This window comes from Nocardioides daejeonensis (genome assembly GCF_003194585.1).
Taxonomy (GTDB): Bacteria; Actinomycetota; Actinomycetes; order Propionibacteriales; family Nocardioidaceae; genus Nocardioides; species Nocardioides daejeonensis.
Genome location: NZ_QHKZ01000009.1, coordinates 1 through 17,495 on the forward strand (window position 1 = coordinate 1; position 17,495 = coordinate 17,495).

13 protein-coding genes and 1 pseudogene are annotated in these 17,495 nt (G+C 69.8%); 1 reads left to right on the top strand and 13 read right to left on the bottom strand.

Features of this window, described 5'->3' with window-relative positions:
- Together DNK54_RS18770 and leuE are read right to left on the bottom strand one after the other, a co-directional pair.
- A pseudogene (locus tag DNK54_RS18770) lies at window positions 1-541 on the bottom strand (hypothetical protein); the annotation flags it as partial.
- Window positions 542-678: 137 nt separating this feature from the next.
- Window positions 679-1,332 carry a leucine efflux protein LeuE gene (leuE, locus tag DNK54_RS18775; RefSeq protein ID WP_110208546.1) on the bottom strand — a complete coding sequence of 218 codons (654 nt, stop codon included), beginning with the start codon at window positions 1,330-1,332 and terminating at the stop codon, window positions 679-681.
- A 112-nt stretch (window positions 1,333-1,444) separates the two neighbouring features.
- Between leuE and DNK54_RS18780 the strand changes: the two genes are divergently transcribed.
- Window positions 1,445-2,917, top strand: a complete 1,473-nt coding sequence (locus tag DNK54_RS18780) for an NAD-dependent succinate-semialdehyde dehydrogenase (protein ID WP_110208547.1) — start codon at window positions 1,445-1,447, stop codon at window positions 2,915-2,917.
- Window positions 2,918-2,996: 79 nt separating this feature from the next.
- Here DNK54_RS18780 and bar read toward each other — a convergent pair whose 3' ends face one another.
- From bar to DNK54_RS18835, 11 genes are all read right to left on the bottom strand, one after another.
- The gene (bar, locus tag DNK54_RS18785) at window positions 2,997-4,091 is read right to left on the bottom strand and encodes a barbiturase (RefSeq protein ID WP_110208548.1); all 1,095 of its coding nucleotides are present in this window, start codon (window positions 4,089-4,091) and stop codon (window positions 2,997-2,999) included.
- A 56-nt stretch (window positions 4,092-4,147) separates the two neighbouring features.
- Window positions 4,148-5,086 carry a carbamate kinase gene (locus tag DNK54_RS18790; RefSeq protein ID WP_110208549.1) on the bottom strand — a complete coding sequence of 313 codons (939 nt, stop codon included), beginning with the start codon at window positions 5,084-5,086 and terminating at the stop codon, window positions 4,148-4,150.
- A gap of 88 nt (window positions 5,087-5,174) precedes the next feature.
- Window positions 5,175-6,002 (bottom strand): NmrA family NAD(P)-binding protein, encoded by an 828-nt coding sequence (locus DNK54_RS18795; RefSeq protein WP_110208550.1) that lies wholly within the window; start codon window positions 6,000-6,002, stop codon window positions 5,175-5,177.
- 7 nt (window positions 6,003-6,009) lie between these two features.
- A complete protein-coding gene (locus DNK54_RS18800; protein WP_110208551.1) occupies window positions 6,010-7,953 on the bottom strand; it encodes a hydantoinase B/oxoprolinase family protein in 1,944 nt (647 codons plus the stop codon).
- Window positions 7,950-10,052: a hydantoinase/oxoprolinase family protein gene (locus DNK54_RS18805; protein ID WP_110208552.1), complete on the bottom strand. Its 2,103-nt coding sequence runs from the start codon at window positions 10,050-10,052 to the stop codon at window positions 7,950-7,952. The genes DNK54_RS18800 and DNK54_RS18805 overlap by 4 nt, the downstream gene beginning before the upstream one ends.
- 188 nt (window positions 10,053-10,240) lie before the next feature.
- Window positions 10,241-11,623 (bottom strand): amidase, encoded by a 1,383-nt coding sequence (locus DNK54_RS18810; RefSeq protein ID WP_239460189.1) that lies wholly within the window; start codon window positions 11,621-11,623, stop codon window positions 10,241-10,243.
- A gap of 8 nt (window positions 11,624-11,631) precedes the next feature.
- Entirely contained in the window at window positions 11,632-12,279 is a 648-nt protein-coding gene (locus tag DNK54_RS18815) for an SRPBCC family protein (RefSeq protein ID WP_110208554.1), read from the bottom strand.
- 13 nt (window positions 12,280-12,292) lie between these two features.
- Complete coding sequence (gene cutA, locus DNK54_RS18820) at window positions 12,293-14,674, bottom strand: aerobic carbon-monoxide dehydrogenase large subunit (protein ID WP_110208555.1); 2,382 nt, start codon at window positions 14,672-14,674, stop codon at window positions 12,293-12,295.
- Window positions 14,674-15,183: a (2Fe-2S)-binding protein gene (locus DNK54_RS18825; RefSeq protein ID WP_110208556.1), complete on the bottom strand. Its 510-nt coding sequence runs from the start codon at window positions 15,181-15,183 to the stop codon at window positions 14,674-14,676. Before DNK54_RS18825 ends, cutA begins: the two co-directional genes overlap by 1 nt.
- The gene (locus DNK54_RS18830; protein ID WP_110208557.1) at window positions 15,176-16,018 is read right to left on the bottom strand and encodes an FAD binding domain-containing protein; all 843 of its coding nucleotides are present in this window, start codon (window positions 16,016-16,018) and stop codon (window positions 15,176-15,178) included. The genes DNK54_RS18825 and DNK54_RS18830 overlap by 8 nt, the downstream gene beginning before the upstream one ends.
- A gap of 4 nt (window positions 16,019-16,022) precedes the next feature.
- Entirely contained in the window at window positions 16,023-17,393 is a 1,371-nt protein-coding gene (locus tag DNK54_RS18835; protein WP_204164695.1) for a uracil-xanthine permease family protein, read from the bottom strand.
- Window positions 17,394-17,495: the final 102 nt, after the last annotated feature.

Genomic DNA, 17,495 nt, shown 5'->3' on the forward strand with positions numbered 1-17,495 from the left:
CGATCACCCGCCCCGGCGCCTGGGTACCCAGCATCGGCGCGACCGCCTGATCCACCACCCAGGTCTGATCAGCCGCTAGGACACGAGACAGGCGCGCGACCTTCCGGGCCACCCACACCTCCCCCTGCCCCGAACACAGCTGGCGCCACAGCAACGGCAACCTGTGGCGCAGATCCAGTGCATCGGCCAGCAGGTTCATCGTCGCCATCAACCCCGCCGAACGCGCCAACGCAATCTCACCCAGGCACCACTCCTGCACCCGCGGCGTACCCGCCCCACCCACACGCACCAGACACGGAGACGACCGACCCTGCCGAGGCTTACTCCTGCTGCCGGCGCCTGTGCCGTTGTCACCGCCGGTGTCGTTGTCGCCGCCGGTGTCGTCGTCGCCGCCGGTGTCGTCGTTGTCGTTGCTGTGCAGATCAGCCCACTGCAACAACAGTTCCAACTCCCGCACCTCGGCAACCCGGCGTACGCGGACCTCTTCGGTAGCGGCGGTGAGGACCTCACCCGCAGACAACTCCACGACCGAATCACTCATCACACCCACCTCCCGAACACCGGCTGAACCTTGATGAACCCACTCTCCTCGCAGGGTCCGACACTCGACGGCCTCAACCACCAGGTCTCGACAAGCTCGACCACCGGGGCAAGCTCGACCGCCGGGGCGGGTTCGGGTCAGGCGGCGGAGGCTAGGGCCAGCTTCACGGCGAAGCCGAGGAAGACAGCACCGACGACGGTGGTGCCACCGGCGGAGAGGGCACGGCGGCGGCGTACGGCACTGGCCAGTCGAGCGCCGGCGAAGATCAGGGCAGTCAGGTAGAGGAAGCTCGCGATCTCCACCAGCGTGCCGAGCACCAGGAACGACAAGGCCGGGCGCGGGTAGCTCGGGTCGACGAACTGCACGAAGAACGCGATGAAGAAGAGAATCGCCTTCGGGTTGAGCAGGCTGATCACCAGGGCCCGCCGGTAGGGGCGCTCCATCGAGACCCGAGCGTCGACCACGTCCCCGGCGATCTCAGCGTCGCGACGTCGCCATACCGAGCAGGCACCGCGCAGCATCCCCAACGCCAGCCATCCGAGGTACCCGGCTCCGAGATACTTCACCACGTCGAAAGCGACCTCGTTGGCCTTCAGCACCGAGGCGACGCCGGCGGCCGACAGCACCATGAGCACGGCGTCACCGGTGAACACACCGCATGCGGCAACGTACCCACTGCGAATCCCTCGGCGGGCGGCGACCGAGAGCACGTACATCGAGTTCGGTCCCGGCAACAGGATGATCAGCACGAGTCCGACCAGATAGGTCCCCAGGTCCGTGATGCCCCACACGCCGGAAATGATCCCACGTCGAGTGGCTCGTGCACGAGCGGAACGGCCCATCGGCTGCGGCGTACTGTCGGCGGTGCAGGCGTTGGTTCGTATCCCCGACTCAGGAGGCTTGATGTCCACCGTCCCCGAAGCGCTCCGCACCTACGTCTCCGGCCTGGAGCCCTCGCTCGGCATCTGGGTCGGCGGCGGGACCGCAGCCGACAACGACGAGACCTTCGCCGTGCACGACCCGGCCGACGACAGCGAGATCACACAGATTTCGGACGGCGGCGTCTCCGACGCGGTCCGCGCCGTCGATGCGGCCGAGGCTGCCGCCGCCGGCTGGGCGGCGACCGCTCCCCGCGAGCGCGGCGAGACACTGCGCCGGGCGTTCGACCTCATGCATGCCCAGGGCGAGGAACTCGCCGGCCTGATGGCCTGGGAGAACGGCAAGTCGCTGGCGGACGCACGCGCCGAGGTGACCTACGCCGCAGAGTTCTTCCGCTGGTTCGCCGAGGAGGCAGTGCGTCCCGATGGTGGCTACGGCAGCTCGCCGGCCGGCGGCACCCGCACCATCGTGACCCAGCGGCCGGTCGGTATCGCGGCGATGGTGACCCCGTGGAACTTCCCCGCGGCGATGGCCACCCGCAAGATCGGCCCCGCCCTGGCCGCGGGCTGCACGGTGGTGCTCAAGCCTGCCGCCGAGACCCCCCTGACCGCGCTTGCCGTGGCGCGCATCCTCGGCGAGGCCGGCGTGCCGGACGGCGTGGTCAACGTGGTGCCCACGACCCGCGCGGGCGATGTGGTGAGTGCCTGGCTCGACGACTCCCGGGTTCGCAAGATCTCCTTCACCGGATCGACCGGTGTCGGCCGCCGCCTGCTCGCCCAGGCGGCCGAGCGGGTGGTGAACACGTCGATGGAGCTGGGCGGCAACGCCCCCTTCGTCGTCGGCCCCGACGCCGACGTCGAGGCAGCGGTGACCGGTGCGATGCTGGCCAAGTTCCGCAACGGCGGCCAGGCCTGCACAGCCGCCAACCGCTTCTACGTGCATGAGGCAGTGGCCGCCGACTTCATCGCCCGCTTCGGGGCCGAGATCGAGCGGCTCACCGTCGGACCGGCGTTCGACGACAGCCAGATCGGTCCGCTGATCACCGCACAGGCACAACAGAAGGTGACCGCGCTGGTGTCGGAGGCGACCGCTGCCGGTGCGCGGATCGCCCACCAAGGCAGCTGTCCAGACGGAGCGGGCCACTTCTATCCGCCGACGCTGGTCGCCGACGTACCAGCGGACTCCCCGCTGCTCAGCGAGGAGATCTTCGGCCCCGTCGCGCCCGTCGTCACCTGGCATGACGACGCGGAGGTGCTTGCCCTGGTCAACGGCACCGAGTTCGGGCTCTCCGCCTATGTCTACGGCGAGCTGGGTTGGGCGCTCCCCTTCGCCGAGCGGGTCGAGGCCGGGATGGTCGGCATCAACCGCGGCCTGGTCTCCGATCCCGCGGCCCCGTTCGGGGGCGTCAAGCAGAGCGGGATCGGTCGGGAGGGTGCCCACGAAGGCATCCGCGAGTACCTCGAGACGCAGTACTTCTCGGTGGCCTGGCCGAGCTAGCCGGACGGCCGAGAGGGCGGACCGTGAATCCGGCCCGCCCTCTCCTCACCTCATCCCCACGGGGTCTGTGCGTACGCCGTCAGGACATGTCGACGATCGCGGCCACCGGGCCGCCACCCTCGGGCCCCTGGTGCGCCGCGGAGACCGAGACGAAGACCGCCGGGTCTCCGGTGACGGCAGCGGTCACGCCACCGACGCAGGACTTGATCTGACGGTGCCAGTGCACGTCGGAGTCGTCGAGCATGGCGTTGCGACGGCCGCGCACCTCGCCGGACTGGGACGCCTCGCACTTGAGGAAGACGTTGACCAGGCGGCCGTCGAGGTCCGAGGTACGTGGGCGCTCGGGCAGGTCGAGGCCGGCGTCCTTGATCGCCTCCCAGATGCCGTCAGCGTCGAGCGCGTCCTTCATCACCGAGTGACCGATCCGGTACTTGCCGCCGACGCCGCGAGCGTTGCCGACCACCACGATCTGGGCCTGGTCGAGCTCCACCCCCGAGGAGCACGAGGCGACCGAGGAGTAGAGGTCACGGCTGTTCATCACGTCGGCGTCGGTCGGCATCTCGATCTCTCCGAGCGCGACGGCGATGCCGAGTCCGGTGACGCCGTTGGAGAGATCCATCGACTCGTGGGTGTGCTCGGTCCACACCTCCTTGCCGCGCGACTTGGCGTCGCGGATCGTGTGGATCGTCAACAGCGGCGTCTTGGTCTGCACGTAGTGCACGTCGGCAGGGTCGGTGATGCCGGCCCGCTCCATCGCCACCTTCACCCCGGCCGCGACCTTCTCGATCATCGCGACGTAGCCGATCTCCTCCGGCAGGATCGGCTCGCTCATGGCGAAGCCGACGGTCAGCCGCAGCTCGTCACTCGGCTCGGCGTCAGTGGTCGCGAAGATCGTCGCGTGCGGGCTGATGACACCGTCGGTGCCACCGGACCAGACGATCGGCACCTGGCGGACCTGCTCCTCGGGTGCCCCCTTCTCGATGAGCACCTCGCGGAACGCACGGTCGGCGATGATCCGCGTGTAGTCGTTGACGCCGCCGTTGCCCTCGGTCTTGCCGATGATGGCAATCACGCGCTCGGCGGCCATCACGCCGTCGTCGATCAGCTTGGCCAGCTCCGAGGCGTCCGCAACGGAGTGGATCGGGACCTTGCGCACCTCAATGGCAGAAGGCATGGAGTGTTCCTTTCGGTTGTGCGAGCGATGTCTCGACGGGGTCAGAAGTAGGGGAATCAGGGATCGGGGACGACGCGGGTGCCGGCCTGGCCGTGCACAGCGTCGGTGATGGCGGAGAGGCTGGTGATGATGCCGACCTGGCCGGTGGCCTCGACGAACCTGCAGACCGCGTCAACCTTCGGCCCCATCGAGCCGGAGCCGAAGTGTCCCTCCGCGGCATAGGCACGCATCTGGGAGAGCGTGACCTCCCCGACCGGCTCCGCCTCAGGGGTACCGAACCGCAGCACGGCCTGCGGCACATCGGTGGCGATCACGAGCACGTCGGCACCCACCACGCGGGCGAAGAGCTCGGCACCGAGGTCCTTGTCGATCACTGCCGGGACCCCCGTCAACGAACCGTCCTCACGGCGCACCACGGGGATGCCGCCGCCGCCGTTGGCAATGACGACGAAGCCGGCCTCGATCAACGCCAGCGCGGCCGGCGCGTCGATGATCTCCAGGGGCGCCGGGGAGGCGACCACGCGGCGCCACCCCTTCGCACCCATGTCCTGCCAGGTCTCGCCGTGGTCGATGAGCACCTGCGCCTCCTCGGCCGGCAGGTGCCGCCCGATGGGCTTGGTCGGATGGGTGAACCCGGGGTCCGCGGCGTCCACCCGTGCGCGGGTGACCAGGGTCGCCGTACGGCGGGAGACATGACGGCGAGCCAGCTCGGCGTCGAGCGCATCCATCAGGATGAGCCCGAGGGTGGCCTGGGTCTGGGCCCCGCACCAGTCCAGCGGGACCGGCGGCACCACCTGGGCGGCGAGCTCGTTCTTGACCAGCAGGTTGCCGACCTGGGGTCCGTTGCCGTGCGTGACGACCACGTCGTGGTCGTGCTCCAGCAGCCCGGCCACGGCCGCCATCGCCGTCTCCGCTGCCGCGATCTGGTCCTCGGGACGGGCTCGCCCCTCGGCATTGGTCATGGCGTTTCCGCCCAGTGCCATGAGTACTCTCATGACGCCAAGTTAGTGGCGTGGGTCACGCCCGATCACCGTCAACTTCGGCCAGACCCACGCCGGTTCCTCGGCACTTATTGCCTACGGGTCAGAGGTCGCGGCGGAGGATGTCGTCCAGCGGCAACGGGTCACGGCCCAGGACCGCCCGGACCCCCCGGCCGCCGACCGGCAGACCGTAGTGGTCGTAGTGGTCGAACATCCGCAGCAGCCAGTCACGCTCCCGCGCCGGGAGTGTGGCGCCCGGACCGGAGGCCCACTCCCCCGCATCCGTACGCCGGCACTCGACCTCCCGGCCCAGCACCCGGCCGGCGGCGCTCGCCACGTCGCGGACAGTCGCCAGCGCCGGCCCGGCCACCTCGTAGGTGGCACCGCTGTGGCCGTCGGGCGCTGCCAGGATCTCGGCCGCCATCGCCCCGACGTCGGCAAGGTCCGCGAACCCGAAGGGCAGGTCGACGGCGTAGGGCACGGTCAGCGCAGGCGGCTCGGCACGCAACGCCGGAAGGAAGTTCTGCAGGTAGGCGCCGGGCTGGAGGATCGTCCAGTCCAGCCCACTGCGACGGACCAGGTCCTCGGAGTGCGCCTTGGCCAGATGGTGCGGCATCGAGGGCGCGAAGGGCGTCGCCACCGAGTGGTAGACGACCTTGGTCACGCCTGCGGCCGAGGCCGCCTCGAGGGCGCCCCCGGTGTAGCCGACCTCGTCCGGATGCATGTTGGGAGCGAGCAGGTAGAGCGCCGCGCAGCCGCTCAACGCGGCCCGGAGGCCCCCGGGAGCAGCCAGGTCGGCGCGGCCCAGACCGCGCACCCCGAGCCCTCGCGAGACGAGCGCCGCAGTGACCGCCTGCCCGGTCTTGCCCGAAGCACCGAGCACCGCGACGACGGATCCCTCCGTCGTCGCGGTGCTCGTCGTGTTGATCATCACCGGGTCAGCGGACGTCCACGTCCGCCCGGGTCGCGCCGCCGGCAAGCTGGGCGTAGCCCGGACCGCGGTCGAAGAACGCGTCGTCGTCGGCCTCCCACGCCGGTCGGCCGGCTCGCTCGGCGGTGGTCGCAGCGGCGTCGTACCCCAAGGTGTCGTCGTCGAGCGAGCCGGTGAGCACCACGCCGTAGTCGGCAAGTGCCGCCTCGGGCGAGACCTTGCGCCAGACCACGTCCCGCACGACCAGCTCGGGGTCGCGCTTCAGCGGGTCGCCCCAGCCACCACCGCCGGTGGTGCGGATCCGGATCACCTCGCCGGCCTTGACCTCCTCGGCGTCGGCCAACGCGTCGACCTCCCGCTCGTTCGGGCCGCCCGGATCGATGGTGACCTCGAACGGACGTCCGGCCTTGCCGCCCTTGACGCCCCAGCAGGCCAGGATCGAGCGGTCGGCGATCGACATGAAGTGGGCGTCCTTGAGCATCCGGATGTGCTTCTCGTAGCCGAGGCCGCCCCGGTAGGTGCCCGCGCCGCCGGAGTCGACAGCGAGGGTCAGCGACTCGACGAGGAACGGGAACCGTGACTCGGTGAACTCGCTGGGCAGGTTGCGGGAGTCGGGGACCACGTGGATGGTGTCCTCACCGTCGGCGTAGTAGCGGCCGCCTGAGCCTCCACCGAGCACCTCGCGCATCAGGTAGGGACGTCCGTCGCGGTCCTCGCCGTACACACCGGTGTAGCGGATCGTCTCCTGGTCGGCCGGCATCTTGCCGTCGACCGCCTTGGCGACCACACCGGCCAGCACGCCGAGCAGCCGCAGGATCACGAAGGTGCGGGCGTTGGTGGGTGCCGGGAAGATCGGCGTCAGCAACGTCCCCGGCTCCGGGAAGCGCATCTCGATGAGCGGCACGATGCCCTCGTTGACGTCGAGCTCCGCCATCCGCTCCGGGGTGTCGGCCAGGTTGCGCAGGATCGGAGCGAGCCACTTCTTGAGGAAGACGCCGTCGGCATAGTCCCCGCAGTGGTTGATCGGCCCCTTGGCCTGCGGACTGGTCCCGGAGAAGTCCAGGATCAGCCGCTCTCCCTCGGGATCGTCGGCAGCGGTCCGGGTGAGGGTGATCCGCTGCGTGTGCAGCTGCGGCTCCTCGACACCGTCGTGCTCGGCGTAGTCCTCCCAGACCCACGAGCCGACCGGGATCTTGGCCAGGATCTCGCGGCGGTAGGTCTCGGTGGTGCGCTCGAGGATCGCGTCGAAGCACGACTCGACGGTCTCGACGCCGTACCGCTCGAAGAGCTCACCGAGCCGACGGGCGCCCATCAGGCAGGCGGAGCACTCGGCGTCCAGGTCGGCGGCGAGCGACTCCGGCATCCGGGAGTTGCGGGTCATGATCGCGAGCGCGCTGCGGTTCGGCACGCCGGCGTCCCAGAGCTTGATCGGGGGCACCATGAGCCCCTCTTCGAAGACGCTGGTGGCGGCCGAGGGCATGGAGCCGGGAACGGCGCCGCCGATGTCGTCGTGGTGGCCGAACGCCTGCACGAAGGCCACGACCTTCCCGTGCGCGAAGACCGGCACCGTCACGCAGAGGTCCGGGAGGTGGCCGATGCCGCCCTCGGAGCGGTAGACGTCGTTGTGGAAGAAGACGTCACCCTCCTTCATCTCCTCGAGGGGGAAGTCGCGGGCCACCGGGTGCACCAGCGCCGAGTAGGAGCGGCCGGTGAGCTTGCGCATCAGGCGGTCGTGGATGCCTGCGCGGAAGTCGTGGGCGTCGCGGATCATCGGGCTCCGGCTGGTGCGGGCGATGGCGGTCTCGACCTCCATCTCCACACTGGCCAGCGAACCCTGCACGATCTCCACCAGGACCGGATCGGCGCTCGCGCCGCGGTCCTCGGTGAGGAAGTCGTAGGGGAAGTCAGTGGGGGCCCTGCGGCCCACCTGCTCCTGCGTAACCGCGCTCATCGGGCGTCGTCCTTCCGGGTCACGATGATGTTGCCGAAGTCGTCGATGCGGGCCGCGAAGCCCGGGTGCAGCGGCACCGTGGAGCCGAACTCCTCGATGATGGCCGGGCCATCGATCTCGGTGCCCGGCGCCAGGTCCGTTCGCCAGAGGAGCGGCGTGTCGACGTACCCCTGGTCGGGGTCGAAGCAGACCTGACGCGAGCCGCGCGCCGGGTCCGCTCCGGTCGGCTCGACCCGCCGGATCTCCGGGCGCTGGATCGGGCCGATGCCGGAGACCCGGAGGTTGACCCACTCGACCTGCTGGCTGTCGTCACCGGAGAAGTCGTAGCCGTAGAGCGCCTTGTGCTCGGCGTGGAAGCGGCGGGCGACCTCGTCGCAGGCGGCCTCGTCCAGCGGCCCGTCCGGTACGGCGACCCGCACCTCGAAGGCCTGCCCGAAGTAGCGCACGTCCGCGGTCCGGGCGAACCCGTGCTGCTCGGGTGCGAAGCCCTCCTTGGTGAGGGCGACCCGCGCCTGCTCGGTCAGGTCGTCGATGACTGCCGTGATCGCGTTCGGGTCGAGCTGGTCGTGCAGGGTGACGTGGGTCTGCACGTAGTCGTTCTTGACGTCGACGGTGAGGAGTCCGAACGCGGAGACGTTGCCCGGGTTCGGCGGCACCAGCACGGTGGGAACGCCGAGGATGTCGACCAGCCGGCAGAGCAGCAGCGAGCCGGAGCCGCCGAAGGTGGTCAGAGCGAAGTCGCGAACATCCAGGCCGCGCTTGACCGTGACCTGCCGCAGCGCGTTGGCCTGGTTCCAGGCGGAGATCTCCAGGATGCCGACCGCGCAGGCCTCGGGCGTCAGGCCGAGCTTCGCGGCCAGGTCCTCGATGCCGCGCTGGGCGGCGTCGACGTCGAGCGGGATCTCGCCGCCGAGCAGGTGGGGTGGGATCCGGCCCAGGAAGACGTGGGCGTCGGTGATGGTGACCTCGGAGCCACCCTTGCCGTAGCAGATCGGGCCCGGGTCGGCGCCAGCCGACTGCGGACCGACCTTGAGGGTGCCCTCGGGCGAGAGGTGCGCGATGGAGCCACCTCCGGCACCGACGGTCACGACATCGATCATCGGGATCTTGCTGGGGTAGACGCCGACCGAGCCCTCGGTGGTGAGGGTCGGCTCACCGTCGATGACCACGGAGACGTCGGTCGACGTACCACCGCCGTCGCTGGTCAGCACCTTGTCGAAGCCGGCGTTCTGCGCGATGAGCGCGGCGCCGAGCGCCCCGGCCGCCGGCCCGGAGAGCACCGTCGTGATGGGCTGGTGCACGACCTCGTCGGCCGACAGCACGCCGCCGTTGGACTTCATGACGTAGAAGGGCACCTGCCGGCCCGCACCTTCGGCTAGACGCGCCTTGATGTTGTTGACGTAGGCACTGAGCCGGGGCTTCACGGCCGCGTCGACGAGGGTGGTCATCGAGCGCTCGTACTCGCGGTACTCACGCAGCACCTCGCTGCTCACCGAGACGATCGCCTCGGGGTGCTCCTCGAGGAGGATCTCCCGCATTCGCTCCTCGTGGGCAGGGTTGGCGTAGGCGTGCAGGAAGCAGACAGCCAAGGTGTTGATGCCCTTGTCCCGGAACCAGCGGCCGACCGTGCGCGCGGCGTCCTCGTCGAGGGGCCGCACCTCGGCACCGGTGAAGTCGAGCCGGCCGCCGACCCCCTTCACCAGGTGGCGAGGCACGATCCGGTCGGGCTTCACCCAGAAGTAGGAGTTGCCATAGCCGTCCGGCACGCTCTGCCGGGCGATCTCGAGCATCGCCTCATAGCCCTCGGTGGTGATGAACCCCAGGGCGTCGACCTTGCCTTCCAGCAGCTGGTTGGTGGCGACGGTGGTGCCGTGGCTGACGGCGGCGACGTCGTCGTACGACGCACCCTCCAGCAGGCCCAGCACCTTGTCGATGCCGGCCAGGAAGCCGTCGGCGGGGTTGCTCGGGGTGGACGGGGTCTTGGTCGTCACCATGCGGCCCGTCGCGTGGTCGAACGCGACCACGTCGGTGAAGGTGCCGCCGGTGTCGATGCCGATCCGGATGCCGCGATCCGTCGGCTCGTGCGCGGGAGTGCTCATGACGACGATTCAACCGTCCACCTGTGGCCCAGACCACGGCAATATCTGCCATCGAATCGCACTTTCCTCGGCAACTTCTGCCCCGCGCCTTGGCCGCTCAAGGCACGATTCGCGCGCACTCGACGTCGAGTGCGCGCGAATAACGGGTTGAGTGCGCGCAAGTAACAGGTCGAGTGCGCGCAAACGACTCAGGCGAGCGCCTCGAAACCAGCCGCGATCTCCAGGAGCCGGCGGTCGGCGCCGTGCGGAGCGACGAGCTGGACGCCGACCGGCAACCCGGCCGCAGTCGTGCCTGCAGGCACCGAGATGGCCGGGCATCCGGTCACCGTGATCGCCCACGCCGAGCGCATCCAGGCGAGGTAGTCCGGCATCTCCTGGCCGTTGATCGTTGCCGGGTACTCCTGGTCCACGGGGAACGGCGGCACCTGCGAGGTGGGCAGCAGCAACACGTCGTACCGCTCGAAGAAGCGGCGCATCTCCTCCGAGAGCGCGGTCCGCTGGCGGTAGGCCCGCGCAACGTCGGCACCGGTGAGCGACTCCCCCGCGCGGATGTTCGCCGCCAACGACGGCTTGAACGCATCGGGCTGCTCGGCCAGCAGCGCGCCGTACTTCGCCTGGAAGTGCCAGGCCCGCAGCGTGCGGAAGGTGTCGTCGGCGACCGCGAGGTCAGGATGCGCTTCGCTGACTTCTGCTCCAGCCGCGGCGAACCTCTCCGCGGCCCCGCGTACGACGGCGCTCACCTCATGATCGACGACGAGCGTGCCGCCCAGGTCCCCCGCGTAGGCGATCCGCAGCCCGGTCAGGGGCGCGGCCAGCGTCGCACCGAGCGGCGGGGCGAAGGCGGACCCAGGATCCCCCAACGCCTGGGGCGCCCGCGGGTCGGGGCCTGCGAGCACCGAGAGCAGCAGGGCGAGGTCATCGACGTTGCGTGCCATCGGACCGCCGACGGAGGTGGTCTCCCACTGGTTGTAGAGCGGCCACTCCGGGACCCGGCCCAGCGAGGGCCGCATGCCGACCACGCCGCAGAAGGAAGCAGGGTTGCGCAGCGAGCCGCCCATGTCGGAGCCGTCCGCGAGCGGCACCATGCCTGCCGCGAGGGCACACGAGGCGCCCCCGCTGGAGCCGCCGGCCGACCGGCTCGGGTCGACCGGATTGCGGGTGACCCCGAAGACCGGGTTGAACGTGTGCGAGCCGGCCGCGAACTGCGGCACGTTGGTCTTGCCGACGAAGACGACGCCGGCGCCGCGGATCCGCTCGACCAACAGGTCGTCGCCGTCGGCGACGTGCTCGGCATGGGTGGGCGAACCGTAGGTGGTGCGCCAGCCGGCGAGACGATGCGTGTCCTTGACCGCGAACGGCAGCCCGTGCAGCGGGCCCACCTCATGCCCGGCGGCCAGCGCCTCGTCGGCCAGCAGGGCCGCGGCGCGGGCCCGCTCCTCGTCGATCGAGACGATCGCGTTGAGCTCCGGGTTGCGCGCCGCGATCCGCTCCAGGTGCAGGTCGAGCAGCTCACGTGCGGAGACCGCACGCGAGCGAACCGCAGCGGCCATCTCGCGCGCGGTCGACTCCACGGACAGGCTCATCGCCGCCGGCCGAAGATCCCGCCGACCACGACGCCGAGCAGCACCAGGCCCGCACCCAGGACGACGCCCTTGACGAAGTCGTCGGGCGAGCCGGCACCGGAGGAGGCCGGTGCAGTGAAGACCGCGCCAGCCGCGGGCGCCGCGGCGACACCCGATGCACCGGGCGCCGACGCCGCGGCGTCCGTCGGGGCAGGCGCCGGGGCGGCCCCGGAGAGCACCTTGTCGACGTTGCCGAAGAACTCGCCGGCCATCCGGCGCGAGACCGAGGTCAGCATCCGCTGACCGACGCCGCCGATCATGCCGCCGACCACCGCATCAGCCTCGTAGCTGATCGTGGTGGTGCCGTCGCCGTTGTCGGCGAAGCGCACGTCGACGACCGCACCGATGGTGCCGGGAGCGCCCGCGCCGTCGAGCTTCATCTTGAGCGACTGACGGTCGACCAGGTCGCTCATCACGCAGGTGCCGGCGTACGTGCCCTTGATGGAGGCGACGCCGGCGGTGACGGTCATGGCGTAGGCGTTCTCGCCGGTCGCCTCGAGCCGTTCGCAGCCGGGGATGGTGCGCACGAGGACGGCGGGGTCCAGGAGGGCCTGCCAGGCGCGGTCGACATCGGCCTTCAGGACGTTCTCGCCGGTGAACTTCATCGGGTTCTGCTCCTCAGGAGTTGTGGTGGCGCCGCAGCTCGAAGAGCTCCGACGGAGAGATCGGCATGGCGGTGATCGGGATGCGCTCGGCGTCCTCGATCGCGGCCGCGAAGACCGCCGACACCGGGATGACGCCGGCTTCACCGGCCCCCTTGATGCCGAGCGGGTTGAGCGGGGAGGGCGTCTCCTGGTGGTCGATCGCGATCGAGTCGGGGATCTCGGTGACGAACGGCATCAGGAAGTCCATGTAGGAGGCGTTGAGCAACTGCCCGGAGTCGTCGTAGGCCATCCGCTCATAAAGGGCTCCGCCGATGCCCTGCGCCACTCCGCCGTGGATCTGCCCCTCGACGATCATCGGGTTGATGACGTTGCCGCAGTCGTGGACGACGGCGTACTTGAGGATCGTGATCTCGGCGGTGTCGGGGTCTGTCTCCAAGATGGCTGCATGCATCCCCGACGCGAAGGTGGACCGAGACGGTGAATAGAAGTCCTTGCCCTCCAACCCCGGTTCGTCGTCCTCGGCGACCGGCGGCTTGCCGGGGTCCCCCACCGAGAACTGCGTGGCGCGCTTCGAGGCTTCGTCGAAGGCGTAGCGCAACGGGTTCGAGAGGACGGCGACGGTGCCGAGATCGATCTGCGCATCGGTGCCCTTGACGCCGACGACGCCGTCCGCGATCTCGAGGTCGGCCTCGTCGACCTCCAACGCCTCGGCGGCGATCCGGAGCGCCTTCTCCTTGGCCCGCAAGGCGGCCAGGTGGATCGCCGAGCCGCTCATCACGGCCGCCCGGGAGGCGAAGGTGCCGACCGCGTAGGGCATCTTGCGGGTGTCGCCGGTGGTGATCTCGACATCCTCGAAACGGACGCCGAGCGTGTCGGCGACGATCTGGGCGAAGGAGGTCTGATGGCCCTGGCCCTGGGTGGTCAGGCCGGTGGCGACCTTGACCTTGCCCGAGGTCTCGATGTGCACGTGCGCGCCCTCGTAGGGGCCGGCACCGGTGCCCTCGACATAGCAGGCCAGGCCGATACCGACCCGGCGTCCCTGGGCTGCCATCTCGGCCTGATAGGCGGGGAAGCCGTCCCAGTCGATCAGCGTCAGGAGCTTGTCGAGCAGCGCCGGGTAGTTGCCCGAGTCGTACTCCAGCTCGCGCCCGTCCTGGAAGATCAGGCCCTGGTCGTAGGGGAACTCGTCGGGCTGGATGAAGTTCGCCCGGCGTACCTCGACCCGGTCCTTCCCGAGCGCCTTGGCGATCGCGTCGATGGTCCGCTCCATGACGAAGCAGCCCTGCGGTCGCCCGGCTCCGCGGTACGGCGTCACGATGACCGTGTTGGTGTAGAGCGAGTCGAAGACGACCCGATAGACCTCCGGCTTGTAGGGCCCGAGCAGCTGCGTGGAGGCGACGATCGGCACGATCAGGCCGTAGGGGATGTAGGCGCCGTTGTCGTGCCAGAAGCGCACGTCGAGACCGATGATCCGGCCGTCGTCGTCGAAGCCGACCTCGACGTGGTGCTGTTGGGCGCGCTCGTGCGCCGAGGAGATGAAGTGCTCGCGGCGGTCCTCGGTGAACTTCACCGGCACGCCCAGCGTCTTGGCCGCGAGCGGCACCAGGAGTTCCTCGGGCCACGGGTGGTTGATCTTCACGCCGAACCCACCGCCGACGTCGGGGGTGATCACGTCGACGGCCGCCAGGTCGAGGCCGAGCTTCGCCGAGATGCAGCCACGCACGCCGGTCGAGGTCTGCGTGGAGGACCACACGGTCAGCCGCGAGGTGTCCGGGTCCCAGCGTCCGACGACCCCACGACCCTCCATCGGCATGCAGGCACTGCGCTCGATGTCCCAGTCCAGGGAGAGTCGGTGCGGCGAGCGCGCCAACGCGGCCTCGACGTCACCGGTGTTCTGCTCCATCCGCGCGGCCACGTTGCCCGGTACGTCGTCATGCACCAACCGCTCGGCCTTGCGGGCGGCGTCGATCCCGACCACGGCCGGCAGGGTCTCGTAGCTGACCCGGATCCGATCGAGCGCGTCTTCGGCGACGTAGCGGTCGGTCGCCACGACGAAGGCGATCGCCTCGCCGACGTAGTTGACCTCGTCCTTGGCCAGCGCATACTGCGTGCGGCCGTGGGTCAACGTCGGGTGCGGGATCAGCAACGGCAGCGGCTCGGCCATCGCGTCGGTCAGGTCGTCATAGGTCCAGACCGCCACCACACCGTCGACCTCGAGCACGTCGTCGACGTTGATGTCGAGGATCCGGGCGTGGGCGTGGGGTGAGCGGAGCACCGCGGCGTGCAGGAGGCGCGGGTCATCGACGAGGAGGTCGTCGGCGTACGTGCCGTGGCCGCGGAGGAACCGCTGGTCCTCCACCCGGGCGACCCCGGTGCCGAACATCTTCGTGGTCATCAGGCCTCCTCTCCCGCGGCCGACTCCCGCTCCCGGGTGATCTCCGCAGCGCGGAGCACGGACTTCACGATGTTGTGGTAGCCGGTGCATCGGCAGAGGTTGCCGGCGATCATCTCGCGGGCCTCCTCCTCGGTGGGCTCCGGATTCTCCTCGAGCCCGGCCGCGATCGTGGTGAGGAAGCCGGGGGTGCAGAAGCCGCACTGCAGGCCGTGACACTCACGGAACGCCTGCTGCACCGGGGAGAGTGTGTCGTCGGGCTCGGTCAGGCCTTCGACCGTGGTGATCTGCGCGCCTTCGGCGGCGACCGCGAAGATCAGGCACGAGCGCATCGGCACGCCGTCCACCAGCACGGTGCAGGCGCCACACACGCCGTGCTCGCACCCCACATGGGTGCCGGTCAGGCCGCAGTCGTGGCGCAGCGCGTCGGAGAGCAGGCGCCGGGCCGGCACCCGGATCTGCTGGATGCCTGCGTTGACCCGGAGTCGGACGTCGTGCAGTTCCTCAGACATGGTTCCTTCCTTGGGCCATCGCGATCGCCCGTTCGAGCACACGTGGGCTGAGCACCCGGATCAGCTGGGTGCGGTAGTCGGCAGACGCGTGGATGTCGTCGGCCGGCTCCAGATGAGGAAGCGCGGCGGCAGCCGGGTCATCGAGTGCATCGGTGACGTCGACGACGACCGGAACGTCGCTCACGGAGACGAAGCCCAGGCGCGCCGACGTGACGGTGTCTCCCTCGAGGAGCACCCGGGCGGCGACCCCGACGAGCGCGTAGTCGCCGTGCCTGCGGGCGACCTCCTCGAAGGCGACCCCTCCATGCTCGGGGAGAGCGGGGAAGAACGCCTCGACCGCGATCTCGTCGTGGGCGAGCGTCGACTCCAACGGGCCGGCGAAGAGGTCGGCTGCCGCGATCGTGCGGCGCCCTCGGGTGGAGACGACGTCGACCGAGCCGTCGAGCAGCGTGAGCACCATCGGCATCTCCGCCGCCGCGTCGGCATGCACGATCGAGCCGACCGTCGTCCCGCGGTTGCGGATGGTGGCATGGGCGACGTTGGCCAGCGCCAGGGCCAGGAGTGGCTGGCTCCTGCGGGCGGCGACCGAGGTGAGCACCTCAGCGTGCCGGGCCAGGGCCCCCACCCGGACCCCGGTCGCGTCGACAGAGACGTGACCGAGATCCGGCAGGTGGTTGATGTCCACCAGGGTGTCGGGCGCCGCGAGCCTCATGGAGAGGAGCGGCACCAGGCTCTGCCCGCCCGCGAGCACCTTTGCTCCCGGGGCCTCGGTCAGCAGGCGGGTGGCCTCGTCGAGGGTGGTGGGTCGCCGGTAGGCGAACGGGGCGGGCTTCACCGGATCACTCCTTGTGGGACAGGGCTTCGGTGACCTGCCCGGCGCCTGGGCCGCGGCGACGGTTCACCATGTGGAAGTAGACGATGACCATGATCGTGCCGAGGGCGATGCCCTCCAGGACGAAGTCGTCGGTGAAGGTCAGCTTCACGCCACCGATACCGGCGATGATGCCGCCGGCCAGGCCGACCATGTTGACCGGGTCACCGAAGTCGATGCGGTTCTCCACCCAGATCTTTGCGCCGACGAGACCGATCATGCCGTAGAGCACGACGGTGATGCCGCCGAGGACGCCACCTGGGGTGGCGTTGACGATCGCACCGAACTTCGGGCACAGGCCGAGGAAGATCGCTACGCCGGCGGCGACGTAGTACGCCGCTGTCGAGTAGACCTTGGTGGCGCTCATGACGCCGATGTTCTCGGCGTAGGTCGTGGTGGGCGATCCGCCGAAGGCACTGGCGAAGGCCGTGGCGATGCCGTCGGCTCCGATCGCGCGACCCATGTAGGGGTCGAGGTTCTCGCCGGTCATCTCGGCGACGGCCTTGACGTGTCCGGTGTTCTCGGCGATCAGGGCGATCACACCGGGCAGCACCACGAGGATGAAGCTGAGCTTGAAGTCCGGCGCGTGCACGACGCTGACGCCGTCGGCCAGCTTGCCGCTGGGCAGGCCGATCCAGTCGGCCTTCTCGACCAGCGCCCAGGAGACGCGGTCATGCTCCGTGGCCTCCGTGGCACCGCCCAGCACCGAGGTGATCGGCCCGAAGATCTTGTCGGCGAAGAACGAGACGAGGTAGCCGAAGATCAGCGAGAGGAAGACCGCGATCCGCGACCAGAAGCCGGGAAGCACCACGGCCGCGAAGACCATGAAGGTCGCCGTGATGAGGGCGATCCACTGGTCCTGGGGCCAGTAGACCCCGGCCACGACCGGCGCGAGGTTGAAGCCGATGAGCATGACCACCGCGCCGGTGACGGCCGGCGGCAGCACCGCGTGCAGCACCCGTGCACCCATGAAGTGGATGAGCACACCGATCAGCGCGAGGACGAGGCCACCGACGAGGATCGCGCCGGTCACCTCGGCGGAGGTCCCACCCTGGAGACGGATCGCGCTGACGCTGGCGACGAATGCGGCGCTGGTGCCGAGGTAGCTGGGGATCCGGTTCTGGGTGATCAGCAGGAAGATGATCGTGCAGATGCCGGAGAAGAGGATCGCCAGGTTGGCATCCAGCCCCATGACGATCGGGAAGACGAAGGTGGCACCGAACATGGCGACGACGTGCTGCGCCCCCATGCCGAACGTCTTGCCCCACGGCAGGCGCTCGTGGGGCAGGACCGGTGTTCCCGGCGCTGGGTCGACTTCGACCCACTTGAACATGGACATATGGCAGACCCTCCGTTGATGGCTGGCTGAGGTGGCCCGAGACTCCACAACGTAGTGGCACGCATCACACATGCTCACTGGCAAAGTCTGCCCAATGGGACC